General features: G+C 69.6%; 13 protein-coding genes and 2 tRNA genes. 5 read left to right on the forward strand and 10 right to left on the reverse strand.

What is annotated here, in order from left to right; all coding sequences use genetic code 11:
- Nucleotides 1–224 precede the first annotated feature (224 nt).
- A tRNA-Pro gene (locus AB5I40_RS40815) sits at nucleotides 225–298 on the reverse strand.
- 100 nt (nucleotides 299–398) lie between these two features.
- Here AB5I40_RS40815 and AB5I40_RS40820 point away from each other — a divergent pair.
- Nucleotides 399–472 (forward strand) — tRNA-Gly (locus tag AB5I40_RS40820).
- Here the strand turns inward: AB5I40_RS40820 and AB5I40_RS40825 are convergent.
- Nucleotides 441–5,168, reverse strand: coding sequence for a HAMP domain-containing protein (locus tag AB5I40_RS40825; protein ID WP_370935546.1), 4,728 nt, complete (start codon nucleotides 5,166–5,168; stop codon nucleotides 441–443). The two genes, AB5I40_RS40820 and AB5I40_RS40825, sit on opposite strands and share 32 nt — an antisense overlap.
- A gap of 155 nt (nucleotides 5,169–5,323) precedes the next feature.
- Here AB5I40_RS40825 and AB5I40_RS40830 point away from each other — a divergent pair, with 155 nt between their 5' ends.
- Nucleotides 5,324–6,835 (forward strand): SpoIIE family protein phosphatase, encoded by a 1,512-nt coding sequence (locus AB5I40_RS40830; protein WP_370935547.1) that lies wholly within the window; start codon nucleotides 5,324–5,326, stop codon nucleotides 6,833–6,835.
- 31 nt (nucleotides 6,836–6,866) lie between these two features.
- On the opposite strand, the gene AB5I40_RS40835 is transcribed toward AB5I40_RS40830, so the two are convergent.
- The gene (locus AB5I40_RS40835; RefSeq protein ID WP_370935548.1) at nucleotides 6,867–7,022 is read right to left on the reverse strand and encodes a hypothetical protein; all 156 of its coding nucleotides are present in this window, start codon (nucleotides 7,020–7,022) and stop codon (nucleotides 6,867–6,869) included.
- A gap of 95 nt (nucleotides 7,023–7,117) precedes the next feature.
- Nucleotides 7,118–8,422 (reverse strand): serine/threonine-protein kinase, encoded by a 1,305-nt coding sequence (locus tag AB5I40_RS40840; protein WP_370935549.1) that lies wholly within the window; start codon nucleotides 8,420–8,422, stop codon nucleotides 7,118–7,120.
- Between the two features lie 332 nt (nucleotides 8,423–8,754).
- Between AB5I40_RS40840 and AB5I40_RS40845 the strand changes: the two genes are divergently transcribed.
- Nucleotides 8,755–9,207 (forward strand): MarR family transcriptional regulator, encoded by a 453-nt coding sequence (locus AB5I40_RS40845; protein ID WP_344283554.1) that lies wholly within the window; start codon nucleotides 8,755–8,757, stop codon nucleotides 9,205–9,207.
- Between the two features lie 60 nt (nucleotides 9,208–9,267).
- Here the strand turns inward: AB5I40_RS40845 and aspS are convergent, their stop codons facing one another.
- Entirely contained in the window at nucleotides 9,268–10,512 is a 1,245-nt protein-coding gene (aspS, locus tag AB5I40_RS40850; protein ID WP_370935550.1) for an aspartate--tRNA(Asn) ligase, read from the reverse strand.
- 288 nt (nucleotides 10,513–10,800) lie between these two features.
- Nucleotides 10,801–11,949 (reverse strand): xylose isomerase, encoded by a 1,149-nt coding sequence (gene xylA, locus AB5I40_RS40855; RefSeq protein WP_370935551.1) that lies wholly within the window; start codon nucleotides 11,947–11,949, stop codon nucleotides 10,801–10,803.
- Between the two features lie 79 nt (nucleotides 11,950–12,028).
- Here xylA and AB5I40_RS40860 point away from each other — a divergent pair, with 79 nt between their 5' ends.
- Nucleotides 12,029–13,162, forward strand: a complete 1,134-nt coding sequence (locus tag AB5I40_RS40860) for an ROK family protein (protein ID WP_370935552.1) — start codon at nucleotides 12,029–12,031, stop codon at nucleotides 13,160–13,162.
- On the opposite strand, the gene AB5I40_RS40865 is transcribed toward AB5I40_RS40860, so the two are convergent.
- Entirely contained in the window at nucleotides 13,159–13,881 is a 723-nt protein-coding gene (locus tag AB5I40_RS40865) for a dienelactone hydrolase family protein (RefSeq protein WP_370935553.1), read from the reverse strand. The two genes, AB5I40_RS40860 and AB5I40_RS40865, sit on opposite strands and share 4 nt — an antisense overlap.
- Nucleotides 13,882–14,015: 134 nt before the next feature.
- Between AB5I40_RS40865 and AB5I40_RS40870 the strand changes: the two genes are divergently transcribed.
- A complete protein-coding gene (locus AB5I40_RS40870) occupies nucleotides 14,016–15,245 on the forward strand; it encodes an alkaline phosphatase (RefSeq protein ID WP_370935554.1) in 1,230 nt (409 codons plus the stop codon).
- Here the strand turns inward: AB5I40_RS40870 and AB5I40_RS40875 are convergent.
- From AB5I40_RS40875 to AB5I40_RS40885, 3 genes are read right to left on the reverse strand one after another with little or no spacing between them, the layout of a single operon-like run.
- The gene (locus tag AB5I40_RS40875; protein WP_370935555.1) at nucleotides 15,240–15,869 is read right to left on the reverse strand and encodes a dihydrofolate reductase family protein; all 630 of its coding nucleotides are present in this window, start codon (nucleotides 15,867–15,869) and stop codon (nucleotides 15,240–15,242) included. The two genes, AB5I40_RS40870 and AB5I40_RS40875, sit on opposite strands and share 6 nt — an antisense overlap.
- Complete coding sequence (locus AB5I40_RS40880; RefSeq protein WP_370935556.1) at nucleotides 15,869–16,339, reverse strand: SRPBCC domain-containing protein; 471 nt, start codon at nucleotides 16,337–16,339, stop codon at nucleotides 15,869–15,871. Before AB5I40_RS40880 ends, AB5I40_RS40875 begins: the two co-directional genes overlap by 1 nt.
- The gene (locus tag AB5I40_RS40885; protein ID WP_370935557.1) at nucleotides 16,336–16,671 is read right to left on the reverse strand and encodes an ArsR/SmtB family transcription factor; all 336 of its coding nucleotides are present in this window, start codon (nucleotides 16,669–16,671) and stop codon (nucleotides 16,336–16,338) included. The genes AB5I40_RS40880 and AB5I40_RS40885 overlap by 4 nt, the downstream gene beginning before the upstream one ends.
- Between the last annotated feature and the right edge of the window lie 470 nt (nucleotides 16,672–17,141).

Raw genomic sequence — 17,141 nt, forward strand, 5'->3', positions numbered from 1 at the left:
GCAGTAACCGTGGATGGTGCGTGGCTCTTGCTCTCCGCCTCGAGTGACATAGCCCACTCGTCGATCAACGCCTGCCAGGCCGGCGGAGCGGGCTTCAGAGCTCGGGTGTGCAGGTGAAAATCCCCAAATAGGAGTGTCGCTGGGCGTCGCACCAGCTCCCGCGCCGCGTCCGGCGGCACGAAAAAGGGGCTGAACCCGCAGGTCCAGCCCCTCCAAAAGCAGGGTCGGGATGACAGGATTTGAACCTGCGACCCTCCGCTCCCAAAGCGGATGCGCTACCAAGCTGCGCCACATCCCGGCACCCCCGAAGCCTCCGGAAACCCCGGTACCCGGGGGGTGTACGACCCACCCTAGCGGGCACGCTAAGCTGGCTTCGCTCCCGGGTCACCGAGGGCGCTGCGGGTGTAGCTCAATGGTAGAGCCCTAGTCTTCCAAACTAGCTACGCGGGTTCGATTCCCGTCACCCGCTCCAACGGTTCCACATCAGAGGACGAAGACGCCGCATCCGCCTCCAGGCGGGCGGCGATCACGTCCAGCAGCAGGTCAGTGTCCACCGGCTTCGTGATGTAGTCGTCCGCTCCCGAGGCCAGGGTTCGTTCGCGGTCTTCCTCCGTCGCTTTCGCTGTGACGGCGATCACGGGCAGGTCTTCGTGGGCCGCTTCGGCTCGGATTGCGGCGATGGTCGCGTTGCCGTCCAGTTCCGGCATCATCACGTCCATCAGCACCAGTGCGGTGTCCTCGTGGCGTTCCAGGGCCCGGATTCCGGCCACCCCGGTGTCGGCGTAGATGACTTCCAATCCCGCCTGTTCCAGGACCGCTGCGAGGGCGAAGACGTTGCGCAGGTCGTCGTCGACGATGAGGACCTTTTCGCCGTTGAACCGTTTCGGGGCGCTGTTCGGCTCTGCCACGGTGATGGTGCTCGGCAGGACCGGCAGCTTGGGGGTGGGTCGCACCGGGGTCGTGGGGGCGATCAGGTTCGCGGCGCCCACCGGCAGGTACAGCGTGAAGGTGCTGCCTCGGCCGGGGACGCTGCTGACGCGCAGTTCGCCGCTCAGCAGTTCCGTGAGCTGCTGGCTGATCGACAGGCCTAGGCCGGTGCCGCCGTATTTCCGGCTGGTCGTTCCATCCGCCTGGCGGAAGGCGTCGAAGATGACTTCCAGCTTCTCCTCGGGGATGCCGATGCCGGTGTCCTCGACGCCGAACGCGATGATCCCGGCCGCCGAGCGCAGGGATTCCTGCTCGACCTCCTCGGGGTCCGCCATCCGGATGTGCAGGCGCACGCCGCCCTCGTCGGTGAACTTCGCGGCGTTCGACAACAGGTTCCGGAGCACCTGCTGGAGGCGGTGTTCGTCGGTGTGCACGCTGCCGGGCACCGGGGGATCGATCAGGACCGCGAATTCCAGGCCCTTGTCCGCCGTCAGCGGGCGGCAGAGCGATTCGACGTAGTTCACCAGCTCCGGCAGCGTCACGTCGGACATCTGCAGGTCCAGCTTTCCGGCCTCGACCTTCGCCAGGTCCAGGATGTCGTTGATCAGCTGCTGCAGATCGCTGCCCGCCGCCCAGATCGTCTTCGCGAACTGGATCTGCTTCTCCGTGAGGTTGCCCTCCGGATTCTCCGACAGCAGCTTCGCCAGGATCAGCGCACTGTTGAGCGGCGTTCGCAGCTCGTGCGACATGTTCGCCATGAACTCGTTCTTGTACTGCGACGCGACCGTCAGCTGCCCGGCCCGCTCCTCGAGTTCTTGGCGGGCCTGTTCGATCTCGATGTTCTTGACCTCGATGTCGCGGTTCTGCTGGGCCAGCAGCGCCGCCTTCTCGGCCAGTTCGGTGTTCGACCGGCGCAGTTCGCCCTGCTGGGCCTGCAACTGCTCGGACCGCGCGCGCAGTTCCTGGGCCAGCCGCTGCGATTCGGTCAGCAGCGCCTCGGTGCGCGAGTTCGACAGGATCGTGTTCACGTTGACGCCGATCGTGTGCCGCAGCTGCTCCAGCAGGTCCAGGTGCACCGCGGAGAACTCGTTGACCGACGCCAGTTCCAGCACGCCGAGCACCTCGCCCTGGAACAGCACCGGCAGCACGATCACGTTCACCGGCGGGGCCGAGCCGAGCCCGGACGACACCAGCGCGTACTCCGGGGGAGCGCCGTTGACCAGTATCGTCCGCCGGTCCACCGCGGCCTGGCCGATCAGCGATTCGCCGAGCCGGAACCGCAGCCCGGTGCGGGCCTGGGCGAGGCCGTAGGCGGCGATGCAGTCGAGCAGCTTGTCCGGGTCGCCCGCGTCCTCGTCGTCGTGCGCGATGAAGAACGCGCCCTGCTGCGCGCTCACCAGCGGGGCCAGCTCGGACAGGATCAGCGTCGCCACCGACGCGAGGTCGCGGTGGCCCTGCATCCGGCCGGACAGCCGCGCCAGGTTCGTCTTCAGCCAGTCCTGTTCGCGGTTCGCGGAGGTGGTCTCCTTGAGGTTCGCGATCATCTGGTTGATGTTGTCCTTGAGGTCCGCCAGCTCGCCGGACGCGTCCACGGTGATGTGCCGGGTCAGATCGCCCGCGGTCACCGCCGTCGCGACCTGGCCGATCGCGCGGACCTGCGTGGTCAGGTTGCCCGCCAGCTGGTTCACGCTCTCGGTCAGCCGCTTCCAGGTGCCGGACACGCCCTCGACCTCGGCCTGGCCGCCCAGCTTGCCTTCGGTGCCGACCTCGCGGGCGACACGCGTGACCTCCGCGGCGAACGCGGACAGCTGGTCGACCATCGTGTTCATCGTGGTCTTGAGCTCCAGGATCTCGCCCCGGGCGTCGACGTCGATCTTGCGGGACAGGTCGCCTCGCGCGACCGCCGTCGTGACCTGCGAGATGTTCCGGACCTGGCTGGTCAGGTTGTGCGCCATGAAGTTGACGTTCTCGGTCAGGTCCTTCCAGGTCCCGGCCACGCCGGGCACCCGCGCCTGACCGCCGAGGATGCCTTCCGTACCGACTTCGCGGGCGACACGCGTCACCTCGTCGGCGAACGCGCGCAGCGTCTCGACCATGTCGTTCAGCGTCCCGGCCAGCGCCGCGACCTCGCCCGCCGCGTCGATGGAGATCTTCTTCGACAGATCGCCGTTCGCCACCGCGCTCGCCATGGTGGCGATGCTCCGCACCTGGACGGTGAGGTTGTCGGCCATGACGTTCACGTTGTCGGTGAGGTCTTTCCAGATCCCCGCGACGCCGGGGACGCGCGCCTGGCCGCCCAGGCGGCCTTCCGTACCCACTTCGCGGGCGACCCGGGTGACCTCGTCCGCGAAGGCGGACAGCTGGTCGACCATCGTGTTCAGGATGTTCTTGAGCTCAAGAATTTCGCCGCGCGCGTCGACGGTGATCTTCTGCGTCAGGTCGCCGCGCGCCACGGCGGAGGTGACCTGGGAAATGTTCCGCACCTGGTCGGTGAGGTTGTTGGCCATGAAGTTGACGTTGTCGGTGAGGTCCTTCCAGGTCCCCGCCACGCCCGGCACAGTCGCCTGACCGCCGAGTTTTCCTTCCGTGCCAACCTCTCGCGACACTCGGGTGACCTCGTCGGCGAAGGACGAGAGCTGGTCGACCATCGTGTTCAGCGTCGTCTTCAGCTCGAGGATTTCGCCGCGCGCGTCGACCGCGATCTTCTTCGTCAGGTCGCCTCGCGCCACCGCCGTCGCGACCTGCGCGATGTTGCGGACCTGCGCGGTGAGGTTGTTGGCCATGAAGTTCACCGAGCCGGTCAGGTCGCGCCAGATGCCGGCGACCCCGGGCACGGTGGCCTGGCCGCCCAGCTGCCCTTCCGTACCCACTTCGCGGGCGACTCGGGTGACCTCGTCGGCGAAGGACGAGAGCTGGTCGACCATCGTGTTCATCGTGGTCTTGAGCTCGAGGATCTCGCCGCGCGCGTCCACGGTGATCTTCTGCGTCAGGTCGCCCTTCGCGACCGCGGTGGTCACGTGCGAGATGTTGCGGACCTGGTCGGTGAGGTTGTCGGCCATCTGGTTGACCGAGTCGGTCAGGCCGCGCCACGTGCCAGCCGCGCCGGGGACCTCCGCCTGACCGCCGAGGCGGCCGTCGCTGCCGACCTCGCGGGCGACTCGGGTGACTTCGTCGGCGAAGGACGAGAGCTGGTCGACCATCGTGTTCAGCGTCGTCTTCAGCTGCAGGATCTCGCCGCGCGCGTCGACGTCGATCTTCTTCGTCAGATCGCCCGCCGCGACCGCCGTGGCGACCTGCGAGATGTTGCGGACCTGGTCGGTCAGGTTGTCCGCCATCAGGTTCACCGAGTCGGTGAGGTCGCGCCAGGTGCCCGCGACGCCCGGCACCCGCGCCTGGCCGCCGAGGCGTCCTTCGGAACCGACCTCTCGCGACACCCGGGTGACCTCGTCGGCGAACGACGAGAGCTGGTCGACCATCGTGTTGATGGTGTTCTTCAGCTCGAGGATCTCGCCCCGGGCGTCGACGTTGATCTTCTGCGTCAGGTCGCCGCGGGCCACCGCGGTGGTGACCGAGGCGATGTTCCGGACCTGCTCGGTGAGGTTGTCGGCGAGGAAGTTGACCGAGTCGGTGAGATCGCGCCACGTGCCGGCCACGCCGGGGACCTCGGCCTGGCCGCCGAGCCGGCCTTCGCCGGCGATCTCGCGGGACAGCCGGATCACCTCGGCGGCGAACCGCGACAGCTGCGCGTTGAGGCCGTTCACGGTCTTCGCCAGCTCGGCGTACTGCCCGCGCAGCGGACGCCCGTCCAGCTGCAGCGCCATCGGCTGCGACAGATCGCCCTCGGCGACCGCGCCGAGCACCCGGTCCAGCTCCACGACCGGACGGCTGACGTCCTCGATCAGCCCGTTGACCGTGTCGACCGCGGTGGCCCAGCCGCCGGGGCCGATCTCGGTGCGCACGCGCTCGGTGAGCTTGCCTTCCTGCCCCACCTCGTCGCGCACCCGCATGAGTTCCGTCACGAGCCGCTGGTTGCGCTCGGCGATGTCGTTGAACGCCGAAGCCAGCCGGGCGGTGATCCCGTCGCCGTGCGCCACGAACCGCCGCCGGAAGTTGCCGTCCCCGAGGTCGTGGACAGCGCCGAGCAGCCGCTCCAGCGCCGCGACCTCGCTTGCCGGGACGAGTTCCGGTTCCTGGGCCCCGGAGTTCCGGGGGTTCCCGGAAGTCTGGAGGGACTCTGTCATCTTTGCCGACCTTCCCACCACGCGTGTGCCAGCCATGGTCGTTGACCCAGCGTGCCATGGTTCGCCCTACACTTCGACCCAGTCCGCCCGCGCACACTGTGCCAACCTGGAAGGACCAGGACCGTCAGGTCGACCCGGAGGCAGGAGGTTCGTGCATGGTGTCACGGCCCGCTCCGGCGTCGGCCCTGCCACCCGGCGCCGAGCTGCCCGGGCACGCCGGATTCTGGCGCTCGGTGCTCGACGACGTGCGGGAGCCGGTGTTCCTGCAGGATCCCGAAGGCGCGCTGCGCTGGGCGAACGCGGCCGCCGAGCGGCTCGGCCCGGCGGAGCTCGTCAGCGTGACCGAGACCACCGGCAAGGTCGGCCACCGGCCGGCCAAGGTCCGGGTGCTCCCCGGCGGCTGGCGCGCCTGGACCGTGGTCGACGACGGCCGCCGCCGTCCGGAAGAGTTCCTCGCCGAGGCCGGTCCGAAACTGGCGCTCGCGCGCGGACGGCACGGCACGGCCCGGGTGATCGCGGAGCTGGCGGCGTCCGCTTTGGGCGATTGCGCCTTCGTGCTGCTGCCGACGACCCGCGGCCGCTGGGAGTGGTGGAGCTGCACCGAGCACGGCGCGGCGGGGCACGGCCGGATCCGGCGGGTGCCCCCGCAGCTCGCGCCGGTGGTGTCCGACGCGGTCGCCGATGTCGCCCGGCCCGAGATCCGCGCGGTGCCCGCGACCGAGGTCGCGGCGTTGCCCGCAGCGGTCGCCGAGCCGTTCGAAGGCCATCTCGAGGTTTCGGTGGTCTCGTTCGGCTCCGGCATGGCGGGCGCGGTGCTGCTCGGCAGGCGCGGCGAGCCCGCGTTCGGCGTGGCGCAGGGCCAGGCGGTCGAGGCGTTCGCGGACGCGGCCGGCACGGCGCTGGCCAACGCGCAGCGCTATGCCAGCCAGGAGGAAGCCACCCGCGGGCTTGAATCGACGTTGCTGCCGACGCCGCCCGCGCAGGTCGACGGCGCGAATTTCGAGCTGTGGTACGAACCCGCCGGCGGAGTGCTCGGCGTGGGCGGCGATTTCTACGACGTTCTCTCCCGCGACGACGGCAGCGCGTTCGTGGTCGTCGGGGACATCTGCGGCAAGGGAGCCGAGGCGGCCGCGCTGACCGGCCGGGTGCGGCATTCGCTGGCCGCGCTGCACCTCGTCGAACGCGACGGCCGCACGATGCTGCGGCTGCTCAACGAACTCCTGATCTCCGGCGGCAGCAACCGGTTCGCGACGCTCGTGCTCGGTTCGGTCGAGGCCGCGGAATCCGGCCTCGACGTCACGCTCGCCTCCGGCGGCCATCCCGCCCCGCTCGTGCTGCGGCGCGGGGGAGGGGTCGAGGAGATCAGCGTGCCCGGCACCTTGGTCGGCGTGTCGCCGCAGGCCCGCTTCGCGGAGGCGACGACGCACCTGAACGAGGGCGACGTCTGCCTGCTTTACACCGACGGCGTCACCGAAGCCCGCAACCGCACGGAATCCACCGAACTGTTCGGCGACGAACGGCTCTACACGGTGCTGGAGGACTGCGTCGGGCAACCGGCGCGGGAAGTCGTGCGCCGGTTGCGCGAGGCGGTGCGGGAATGGCTCGGGAATTCCGGCCACGACGACATCGCGGTGCTGGCGATCGAGGCCGCGCCGCGCGCGGAGTAAGCCAGAATTTCCTTGCCCGGCAACGGGAAGTTCACTTCCCGGGCTTGACTTCCGGCTCCGGTTCGGCCTTCTCGGCTTTGGCCGGAGCAGTCTCGACGTCGTGTTTCGGCTCGGCGGCGCGAGCGGCTTCCGGGTGCTCGAAGTGTTCTCGGCACTGCCGCCCGAATCGACGCGAGTGCGCGGTCATCGCCTCCACCTCCCCGGTTCGCCACCAGGATCGCGCGCCGGGGACGACTTCGCCACCGAATTGCGCGGCGTCAGCCGACCGGGTGGCCCGTCTGTCTAATGTGGAGTCTTGTCGCTCGGCGGGCCGGTGACCGTGTTCCGGGGCGGTTTCGTCTGTCCTGGCGGGGTTTTCGGCGGGGTCCGGCGCGGCTGGCTCGTCGGGCCGGCCTGGCTTTCCGACGCCGGTGCGGTCTGGGCCGTCGTGCCGGGCGGAACAGCCGAGGTCTGCGCGGGCGTCGCCGCGTTCGTCGAGCGGACCGGCGGCGCGGACGACGAATGCCGGGGAGACGAGTCCGGTGAATCGGACGGAGCGGAAGAGGGCGGAGAAACCGGAACCTGAGCCGGTTCGGGGCCGGGCGGGGACCCGGTGCCCGGGCGAAGCGGGGTCGCCAGCAGCAGCGTCCCCGCCGCGACCAGCACCACCGGCAGGCCCGCCGCGAGCACCGCGCGCCGCCGCGAGACCCGGTGGCGGCGACAGAAGACCGCCAGTCGCGTCTTGATCGGAAGCCGCAACGTTTCCGTGCCGCGCAAGGCACGCGCCACGGCGGTCGCGGAGGGTCTTTCTTCCGGGTCGCGCATGGTCATCGCGCGCAGAGTCCGCGCCAGCGGTTCCGGCGTGCCCGGCGGCACTCGCGGCGACCGATGCAGCCGCACCACCGCGGTTTCCGCCGCCGTGCCCGGGTATTCGCGGACACCGGTGAGGCATTCCAGGAGCACGAGCCCCAGTGCGTACACGTCCGAAGCCGGGCCGGGGTGCTCGCCCAGCACCTGCTCCGGCGACAGGTAGGCCGCCGTTCCGACGACCGCGCCGGTGTCGGTCACGCGGGTCGCGTCCACGATGCGCGCGACGCCGAAGTCGGCGATCCGCGGGCCGTCGTCGGACATGAGGATGTTGGCCGGCTTGAGATCCCGGTGGGTCACTTCGTGCGCGTGCACGTGGGCGAGCGCTTCGGCCAGCTGTGCGCCCAGCTCCACGACCTGGTCGGCGGGCAGTGGTCCGGACCGCAGCCATTCGGACAGGTTGGGCCCGTGCACGCAGTCCATGACGAGGTACGCGTGCCCCTCGTCGACCCCGGCGTCGACGAATCCGACCAGCCCCGGGTGCCGCACCGCACGCAACGCCGCGATCTCCTGGTCCCGGCGGTTGCGGCCCAGCTCGACCGCTCCGGCGTGGAACAGCTTCACCGCGACCGCGGCACCGGTTTCGCGGTCTTCCGCCTGGTGGACGCAGGCCGTCGCGCCCTCGCCGATCCGCTCGCCGACCTCGTACCGGCCGTCCAGGACCAGCGGCGCGGGCCCGTATCGGCCCAGCGCGAACCGTCTCGCGGTGGTGGCCGCGTCCGAATCGCCAGCGCCGGTCATTCGCCGATCACCTTTCCCCCGGGTAGCGGGGACAACTTACTCGCCGGACGGCGAGGGCAAAAGCAGTGGCGCGGTTCGGGGGACCCCGCACGGGGGCGTGCCGCCGTCTACGCGCGGCGCGCGATGCCTGCTCCGCCATGCTCCGGACAGCGGATTGACCTCGCGGGCGGTGCGGTCGAGGTTCTGCGGCGACCCTCCTGGAGTTTCGCGGGTACAGTGGCATCTGGGTATTACCGGCGCGCGCAATACTTGCAGTCACATTGAGCTGGGCGCGCCGAGGATGCTCGGGGCCGCGGCCGCCCGCAACCGGGGCCGTCTGGAGGAGGTGCACCATGTCGGTGTCGGACGACGCCGTCGAGGCGCGCGCGCAAGGCTGGCGGACGCTGGCGGCGCTGCACGCGCGGATCGAAGACCGGCTGAACCGGGCGCTGGAGAGCGAGCACGAGCTGTCGGTGAGCGAGTACACGGTGCTCGACGTGCTCGGCCGCCAGGACGGGTTCCACCTGCGGATGAGCCAGCTGGCCAATGCGGTGGTGCTGAGCCAGTCCGCGACGACCCGCCTCGTCACGCGGCTGGAGGAGCGCGGCCTGCTGTCGCGGTACCTCTGCCAGGACGACCGGCGCGGGATCTACACCGAGGTCACGCCGTCCGGCCAGAAGCTGCTGGCCGCCGCCCGCCCGACGCACGACGCGGCCCTTTCCGCCGCGCTCGGCGAGGCGGAGGAACTGCCGGAGCTGGCTCCGCTGGTGACCGCGCTGGGCTCGCTCACTTTCGCTGCCAAGTGAACTGTCCGTGAGGGGAACCCTGAGGGAATCTGATTCCCTCAGGGTTCCCCTCACGGACGATCAAGGCCGCAGACGGTGCAGGTCGCGGGGGAAAAGCGTCGCCCCGCGCACGTTGGCCACGCCCAGCACTCGCGCGACCCACCGTTCCAGGCCGATCGCGAACCCGCCGTGCGGCGGCATTCCGTACGCGAAGGCGTCGAGGTAGTCGGAGTACTGCTCGGCAGACTCGCCGAGGACGGCCAGGTAGTCCGCGTACCGGTGGAGCCGCTGGCCGCCGGTGACCAGTTCCAGACCGCGGAAGAGCAGGTCGAAACTGTTCGACTTAACCGGGTTCGCTGGGTCCGGGTGGGTGTAGAACGGCCGTTTCGCCATCGGGTAGCCGGTTACGAACAAGAATTCCGACCCGTGTTCTCGCTCAGCCCATTCGCACAGCCATCGTTCGTGCGCGGGCGCGAGGTCGGGTTCTCCACGCGGGTCCTCGCTGGTATGCCGGGCCAGGAGTTCTTGTGCCGCAGTGAAATCGATCGACGGGATCTCTTCCGGTACCACCGGTGCGTCCGGGCCAGCTGCGGCGGCCATTCCCGCTATGACGTCGCGCAGCACTGCCATCACGTCACGATGGTCGGTGATGAAGCCCAGTTCCGCGTCGAGACTCGTGTACTGGGCCAGATGCCTTGCGGTGTCGTGGGGTTCGGCCCGGAAAACCGGCCCGACCTCGTACACGCGCTCGAACACGCCGACCATGGCCTGTTTGAAGAACTGGGGCGACTGGGCGAGATAAGCCGGGCGTCCGAAGTAGTCCAGCTGGAACACATTCGCGCCGGATTCCGTGGCGGTAGCAACGATCTTCGGCGTGTGGATCTCAGTGAACCCTTGGTCGTCCAGCACTCGCCTGAACGCCGCGACGCTAGCTGCAGCCACTTCAAACCGCCTGCGCAGCAACGGATGCCGTAACGCGACCGCTGCATTATCCAGCACTACCGGCAAACCAGCGGTCACGTCGGGCCGGTAAAGGTCAAACGGCGGCCGTTTCTCCGGTGCGGACAACACCTCCACCGTGGGCTCGCGCAGCTCAACCCCTTGCGGCGCTTGCGGATTGGCGACCACCTCGCCAGTGAGCCGCACGACGGTCTCTTCGGCAATCTCGGGCGGCTCGGCGAAAACCGCCTGCGCGGTCCCGGACCGGTCGCGGACGACGAGAAATGCCACGGATTTCAGCACTCGCCGGCGGTGGACCCAACCGGCGATCGTTGCGGTGGAGCCCACGCGGTCACGCAGGCAGGCCACCGGGGTGCGGGTACTCATTCCTTCTCCTGAGCGCACTCGGCGACCCCTTGGGGGTGCGGGCGAGAAGGGACACTCGCGGTGCCACCGCACCTTCGCCGCCAGACGGCGGCCTCGTTCTGACCGGATGACGGCGGCCGGGCCGGCGGGGCATTTCCTCCCCGCACTCAGGAGTGTCTTCGCGCTGGGCCGCGACGCTGCCTTCTCACCGGCGGCAGCTCTCTGTCCCTCGCCGTGCCCCGCGCTACTCGTCTCCGTCAACGTGTTGCCCGCAACGGTAAAACACCGCCGCCATCCGCGTCGCCTGATTTATCGCACGCCGAGCAGGTGCTCCAGTGCGAGCTGGTTGAGCCGGGTGAAGTGGTAGCCGCGTCGACCGGCGGCCTCGACGTCGAATTCGTCGGCGGCCAGGTCGTCGAGGGTCTCGCCGGGCGAGAGCGTCGGCGTGGCCAGCTCCGGCACCCGCGACGCGGCAAGAGCTTCGGCGACTTCCGGATCGGCTCGGAACGCGCGGGCTTTCTCGCGCAGGATCAGGTACGTGCGCATGTTCGCCGCCGCGGAAACCCAGACGTCTTCGGGATCCTCGGTGCGCAGCGGTTTGTAGTCGAAGTGCCGCGGACCGTCGTAGCCGCCGTGTTCCAGGAGGTCGACGAGGAAGAACGCGCTGGTGAGGTCGCCGTGGCCGAAGATCAGGTCCTGGTCGTACTTCGGGCCGTGCTGGCCGTTGAGGTCGATGTGGAACAGCTTGCCCTGCCACAGCGCCTGCGCGATGCCGTGCACGAAGTTCAGCCCGGCCATCTGCTCGTGGCCGACCTCCGGATTAAGCCCGAACAGCTCGGGCCGGTCCAGTTGCGAGATGAAGCCGAGCGCATGGCCGATGGTCGGCAGGAGGATGTCGCCGCGCGGTTCGTTCGGCTTCGGCTCCAGGGCGAAGCGCATGTCATAACCCTGCGCGACCGCGTAGTCGGCGAGGACGTCGAGACCTTCCTTGTACCGAGCGAGCGCGGCGCGGACGTCTTTCGCCGCATCCGATTCCGCTCCCTCGCGGCCGCCCCACAGAACGTACGTCTGCGCGCCGAGTTCCGCGGCGAGGTCGAGATTGCGCCGGACTTTGGTGAGCGCGTACCGCCGGATGTCGCGGTCGTTGCTGGTCAGGCCGCCGTCCTTGAAGACCGGATGGCTGAACAGGTTCGTCGTCGCCATCGGCACGCGCAGGCCGGTTTCCGCCAGCGCCTTCTTGAACTTGCCGATCGCCGCGTCGCGGTCCGGCTCGGTGGCGAGGAGGTCGTCGTCGTGGAAGGTGACGCCGTACGCGCCCAGCTCGGCCAGCCGGTGCACGCTCTCGGCCGGGTCGAGCGGCGGCCGGGTGGCGACGCCGAACGGGTCGGCCGCGGGCCAGCCGACGGTCCACAACCCGAATGAAAACTTGTCCTCCGGCGCGGGGGCGTAGTCGGCCATGCCCGTCCCTTCATTTAGTTCACGATGTAGACTAAATACTGCGCCGCGGCCGCCCCGGCCGTCAAGAGCGGAGGTTGCGATGGAGCCGGTTCGGCATGACGCGATGCGTGCGCGGAACCTCGAGCTGGTGCTCGGCGAGATCAGCCGCGGCGGCCCGCTGACCCGCGCCGCACTGGCGGAGCTGACCGGGCTGACGAAGTCGACAGTGTCCACTTTGGTCGGCTCGCTGCTCGACGCGGGCTTCCTGGCCGAGACCGCCGCGGTGCGCGCGGGGGAACGCGGCCGCCCCGGCGTCGAGGTGTCGCTGAGCGGCGGGCGGATCGCGTCGCTGGGACTTGAGGCCAATGTGGACTACCTCGCCGCGTGCGTCTTGGACCTGACTGGCGCGGTACGCAGGTCCGTCCGAATCGAGCGCGACAACCGTGCTGTGCCAGCGGAAACCGTGCTGGAGGCGGTGCGGGAACTGGCTTCCTCGGAGCTGGCGGAGGCGCGCGAGCTGGGCTTGACCGTCGCTGGCGCGGTGCTCGCGGTCTCCGGCCCGGTGCGGGACGGCCTGGTGCTGAGCGCGCCCAACCTGGGGTGGCGGAACGTTCCGGTCGAGCTGGAGCTGCCGGTCCCGGTTTCAGTGGACAACGAGGCCAACCTCGGTGCGCTGGGCGAGCTGTGGTTCGGTGCCCGGACGGCGGATTTCCTTTATGTATCCGGCGAAATCGGCATCGGCGCGGGCTTGGTGGTGGACTCTCGGCTGTTCCGCGGCACCGGCGGGGAGCTGGGACACGTGCTGGTTTCCCCGTCCGGCCCGCCGTGCCGCTGCGGCGCGGTCGGCTGCCTGGAGACCTACGCCGGACAGGAAGCGATGCTGACCGCGGCCGGAGTATCCACAGTGGACGCTCTCGCCGCCGCGCTGCGCACGGACGACGACGCGGCACTCTCAGCGGTCAATGCGGCGGGGGAGGCTTTGGGGCTGGCGCTCGCGTCAGCGGTCAACCTGGTCGATGTGGACCGCGTGGTCCTCGGCGGGGTGTTCGGGCCGCTGTTTCCCTGGCTGGCCCCCGCCGCGGAAGCCGTATTGCGGGCACGGTTGACCGGCCTGCGCGGATCGGTGCCGGTGCTGAACCCGTCCGCCCTCGGCGATTCCGCCGCGACGCTGGGTGCGGCAGGCCGGACGATCCATCACGTCTTGGCTGATCCGGGACCGTTCCTCGCCCGCTAGCCCAGGTTTTCGGCGAGCAGAGTCACGACGTCGCGCCAGGCCCGCTCGGCGTGCCGCGCGTGGTAGCCGACGCCGGGGACGAGCCGCTGCTTCGGGCCGATCGGCGGGTGGTGGAAGGCGTGCAGGGCGCCGCCGTAGACCGTCAGCTGCCAATCGACGCCCGCCGCCTGCATCTCGGCGGCGAACGCGTCCCGTTGCGCGGGCGCCATGATCGGGTCCTCCGAACCGACACCCGCCCACACTGGGCAGCGGATGTTCGCCGCCTCGCCCGGCCGTCCGGTGACCAGTCCGTTGACCGTGCCGATCGCGCGCAGATCGACGCCCGCGCGGCCGAGTTCCAGCACGATCGCGCCGCCGGTGCCGTAGCCGATCCCGGCGATCCGGCTCGGGTCGGTCCGAGGTTCGGCGAGCAGCACGTCGAGCGCCGCGTGGCCGATGTCGCGCATCCGGTCGGGGTCGTCGAGCAGCGGCAGGCAGCGGGCCAGCATCTCGTCGGGATCGGTGAACCAGCGGCCGCCGTGGATGTCGAAGGCGAGGGCAACGTAACCCAGTTCGGCCAGCGCGTCGGCTCGGGCGCGCTGAAAGTCGTTGAGGCCAGTGCCTTCGGGCCCGATCAGGACCGCGGGCCGGCGGCCGGTGCCGGCGGGGAGCGCGAGGCGTCCGACCATGGTGAGGCCGTCGGCCTGGTACTCGACGGTGCGCGTCGTGACGGTCTCCATGAGAACCCACCGTAATGAGCGCCGGGTCCCGGCGGGGCGCTGTTCACCGTCGGCGGACACGTCCATTCAGGTGACCCCCTCGCGGTGGTCTCGGAAACATGTTAGGAAAGCTTCCTAACTAAAGGAGGATCCGGATGCGCAAGACGTTGGTGCTCACCGCGGCCGTGCTGGCGGTGGCCGGAGCGGTGCCCGCGGTCGCGATGGCGGGGGACAGTCCCGCCGCGGACTCCAGCGGCTGGCATCCGAAGGCGCGCAACATCGTTTACATCCAGGGCGACGGCATGGGCGCGGCGCAGCGGGAGTTCGTCCGGCTCGCGACGACCGGCCGGGCGGGCGACCTGGTGATGAACCGGCTCCCGGTCACCGGCATGGTGCACACCGACCCCGCCGACCCGGAAGAGCTCGTCACCGACTCGGCCGCGGCGGCGACCGCGCTGGCCACCGGGCACAAGACCCGCAACGGCGCGGTCGGCCAGGACGCACAGGGCCGCCGGCTGCTGACCGTCCTCGAACAGGCGAAACGCGCCGGCAAGTCGACCGGGCTGGTCACGACCGCCCAGGTCACCGGTGCGTCGCCGGCCGCGTTCGCGTCGCACGTGCCTTCCCGCGACCTGCAGAGCGACATCGCCAAGCAGTACATCACCGAAAGCCGCCCGGAAGTCCTCCTCGGCGGCGGCGAGGACTGGTGGCTGCCGAAGGGCGATCCGGGCGCGTGGCCGGACAAGCCGGGCGAGGAAAGCCGCAGCACGCACGGCAATCTCATCGAACAGGCGAAGCGCTCCGGCTACACCTATGTGCGGAATGCCAGCGAACTCGCCGCGACCCGCGCGCCGCGGCTGCTCGGACTGTTCGCGAACGAGGACATGGTCGACTACGGCCCGGACGGCAAGGGCGCGTACCAGCCGAAGGTCGCGCTGCCGGTGATGGCTAAGAAGGCGCTCGACACGCTTTCCACCAACCCGCGCGGGTTCTTCCTGTTCCTGGAGGAAGAAGGCATCGACGGAATGTCCCACGAAAACAACGCGCACGGCGTCCTCGACGCGGGCCGAGCACTCGACGCGGCCGTGGCGGAGGTGCTTCGCTTCACCCGTTCGCACCCGGACACTCTGGTGATCATCGGCGGCGACCACGAGACCGGCGGACTGGCCATTGAGGACACTGACGGTGCTCCCGAAGGCAACGAGGACGGCCCGTTTCCCGTTCCTGGCACCAAACTTTCGCTGACCGTCGATTGGACGACCGGCGACCACAGCGGCGTGCCGACCCCCGTCACCGCGACCGGCCCCGGCTCGAACCGGCTCGACGGAACACTGGACAACACCGACGTCTATCGCGCGATGGTTTCCGCCGCACACCTTTCATGAGGCCAGATTCGTGACCCCGTCGTAGTCGCCGAGAACGGCTTCTCCGGTGACGTCGTACTCCAGCAGCACCAACCCGCTGGGCGTGGCTTCGTGGCAGGCCAGCCGCAATCCGGTCGCCGATACCGGATGCGGGAACTGCGGACGTCCCGCGCCCAGCACTGTCGGCGCGATTACTAGCCGAACCTTGTCCACGACTCCCGCGGACAGCAAAGTGTTGCCGAGCCGGGCGCTGCCGTGAATCTGCAGCTCCCGGCCCGGCTGCTCTTTGAGTTTTTCTACTGCAGCCACCGGATTGCCGCGCAGCACAGTGGTCGGCGCCCAGTCGCCGGTCTCGATCGTGTTCGACACGACGTACTTCGGCAGCGAATTCATCCGCTCGGCGAACGGATCGTCCGGATCGTCGACGGCAGGCCAGTCCCGGGCGAACGAGGTGTAAGTGCGGCGGCCGAACAACAGGCCGTCGGCGCGGTCCAGCCATTCGGAGGCGCGCTGGACGAAGGTCTGGTCGAGATGCGGGACGAACCAGCCGCCTCGGCCGAACCCGTCGCTCGTGTCCTCTGTCGACGATCCGGGCCCTTGGCTGACGCCGTCGAGCGTGACGAACGCCGTGATCGCTACGTGCATCAGGACCCGCTTTCTGCTACTTGCGCGAGCTGAGCCGTGACTGTGCCCCATCCGTCCGCGAACCCGAGATCAGCGTGCCGTTCCCTGGCCGCCGGATCCCCGTGCCGAACGATGACGCGATAATCCGTGCCGTCCGGATGATCGCGAAGAACGACCTCCGCCGTCATCGCGACCGGCTGCGGCTTCGCGGGCCGCCAGCCGCTGTCGAGCGCGTTCGTGAAAACGATCCGCTCGTAGTCCTCCACGACAAGGAAACACGCGTCGAGATGTGGGACGAAGACGTCGCCGTCCTCGCTCATCCGCGTGACGAACGCACCCCCAGCGCGCACGTCCAGTTCGTCGACGCGACACCGCAGCGGCGCGGGAATCCACCATTGCGCGAGGCTCGCCGGGTCCGTCCAGGCGTCCCAGACGCGCTTGCGGGGTGCGCGGATGACGCGGTCGAGGGAAAGATCGAGGTCGGGGTTCACGGCTGGTCCTCCTGGCTGGTGACGAACTGCTCGAGCCGGTCGGTGCGCCCGGCCCAGACGCGCCGCTGCTCGGCGAGCCAGTCCTCGACGAGCGCGAACCGCTCGCGATTGAGCTCGCACGTCCGCACCCGCCCGGATTTCACGGTGCGGATCAACCCGTGCGACTCGAGCATCCGCACGTGCTTCATGAAGGAGGGCAACGTCATCGGCGCCTCGCCGGCGAGATCCCCGACACTCGCCGGCCCCCGCCCGAGCCGCCGGACGACGGCCCGCCGAGTCGGATCGGCGAGGGCGGCGAAGACCCCGTCGAGCGTGGTCGAATACTGAGCCATGAGGCTAAGTATTACTAGGTGGGGATAGTTAGCGCAAGGGCTAAGTTTCTCGGTGCTCGACGGCTGTGGAGAGGCGGGGTGCGACGGCCGAGGCGTGCTCACCCGCTTTGTGGATCGCCCGGCGGGCAGGGGACGGGGCGCAAACGCGCTCCGGGCACTCCATGGTCCTGCGGACCGAAACGCGCTCCCAGGCGCACATCCACTCGCCCGGCTGATCAATGCATGACACAGAACCCGCGGACCGTCCGAAACCCCGGCGGCTACACCGCTCCCGGCCGCACCAGGTGATCAAGTCAGCCGCAGTCGAACCAGCCCGCGCACCCGCGGCTCAGCGGAAAAGAAGCGGCAACCGAGGGAGTCGAACCCTGCGCGGCTTGTGAAGGCGGCGCTCCTGACCGGCCCTGACCCTTCGGCGGGCGACGGCTGCCATGCTTTCGGATACCCGTTCCAACGCCCGTTCCCACCTCGGA

This window comes from Amycolatopsis sp. cg13 (assembly GCF_041346965.1).
GTDB lineage: Bacteria > Actinomycetota > Actinomycetes > Mycobacteriales > Pseudonocardiaceae > Amycolatopsis.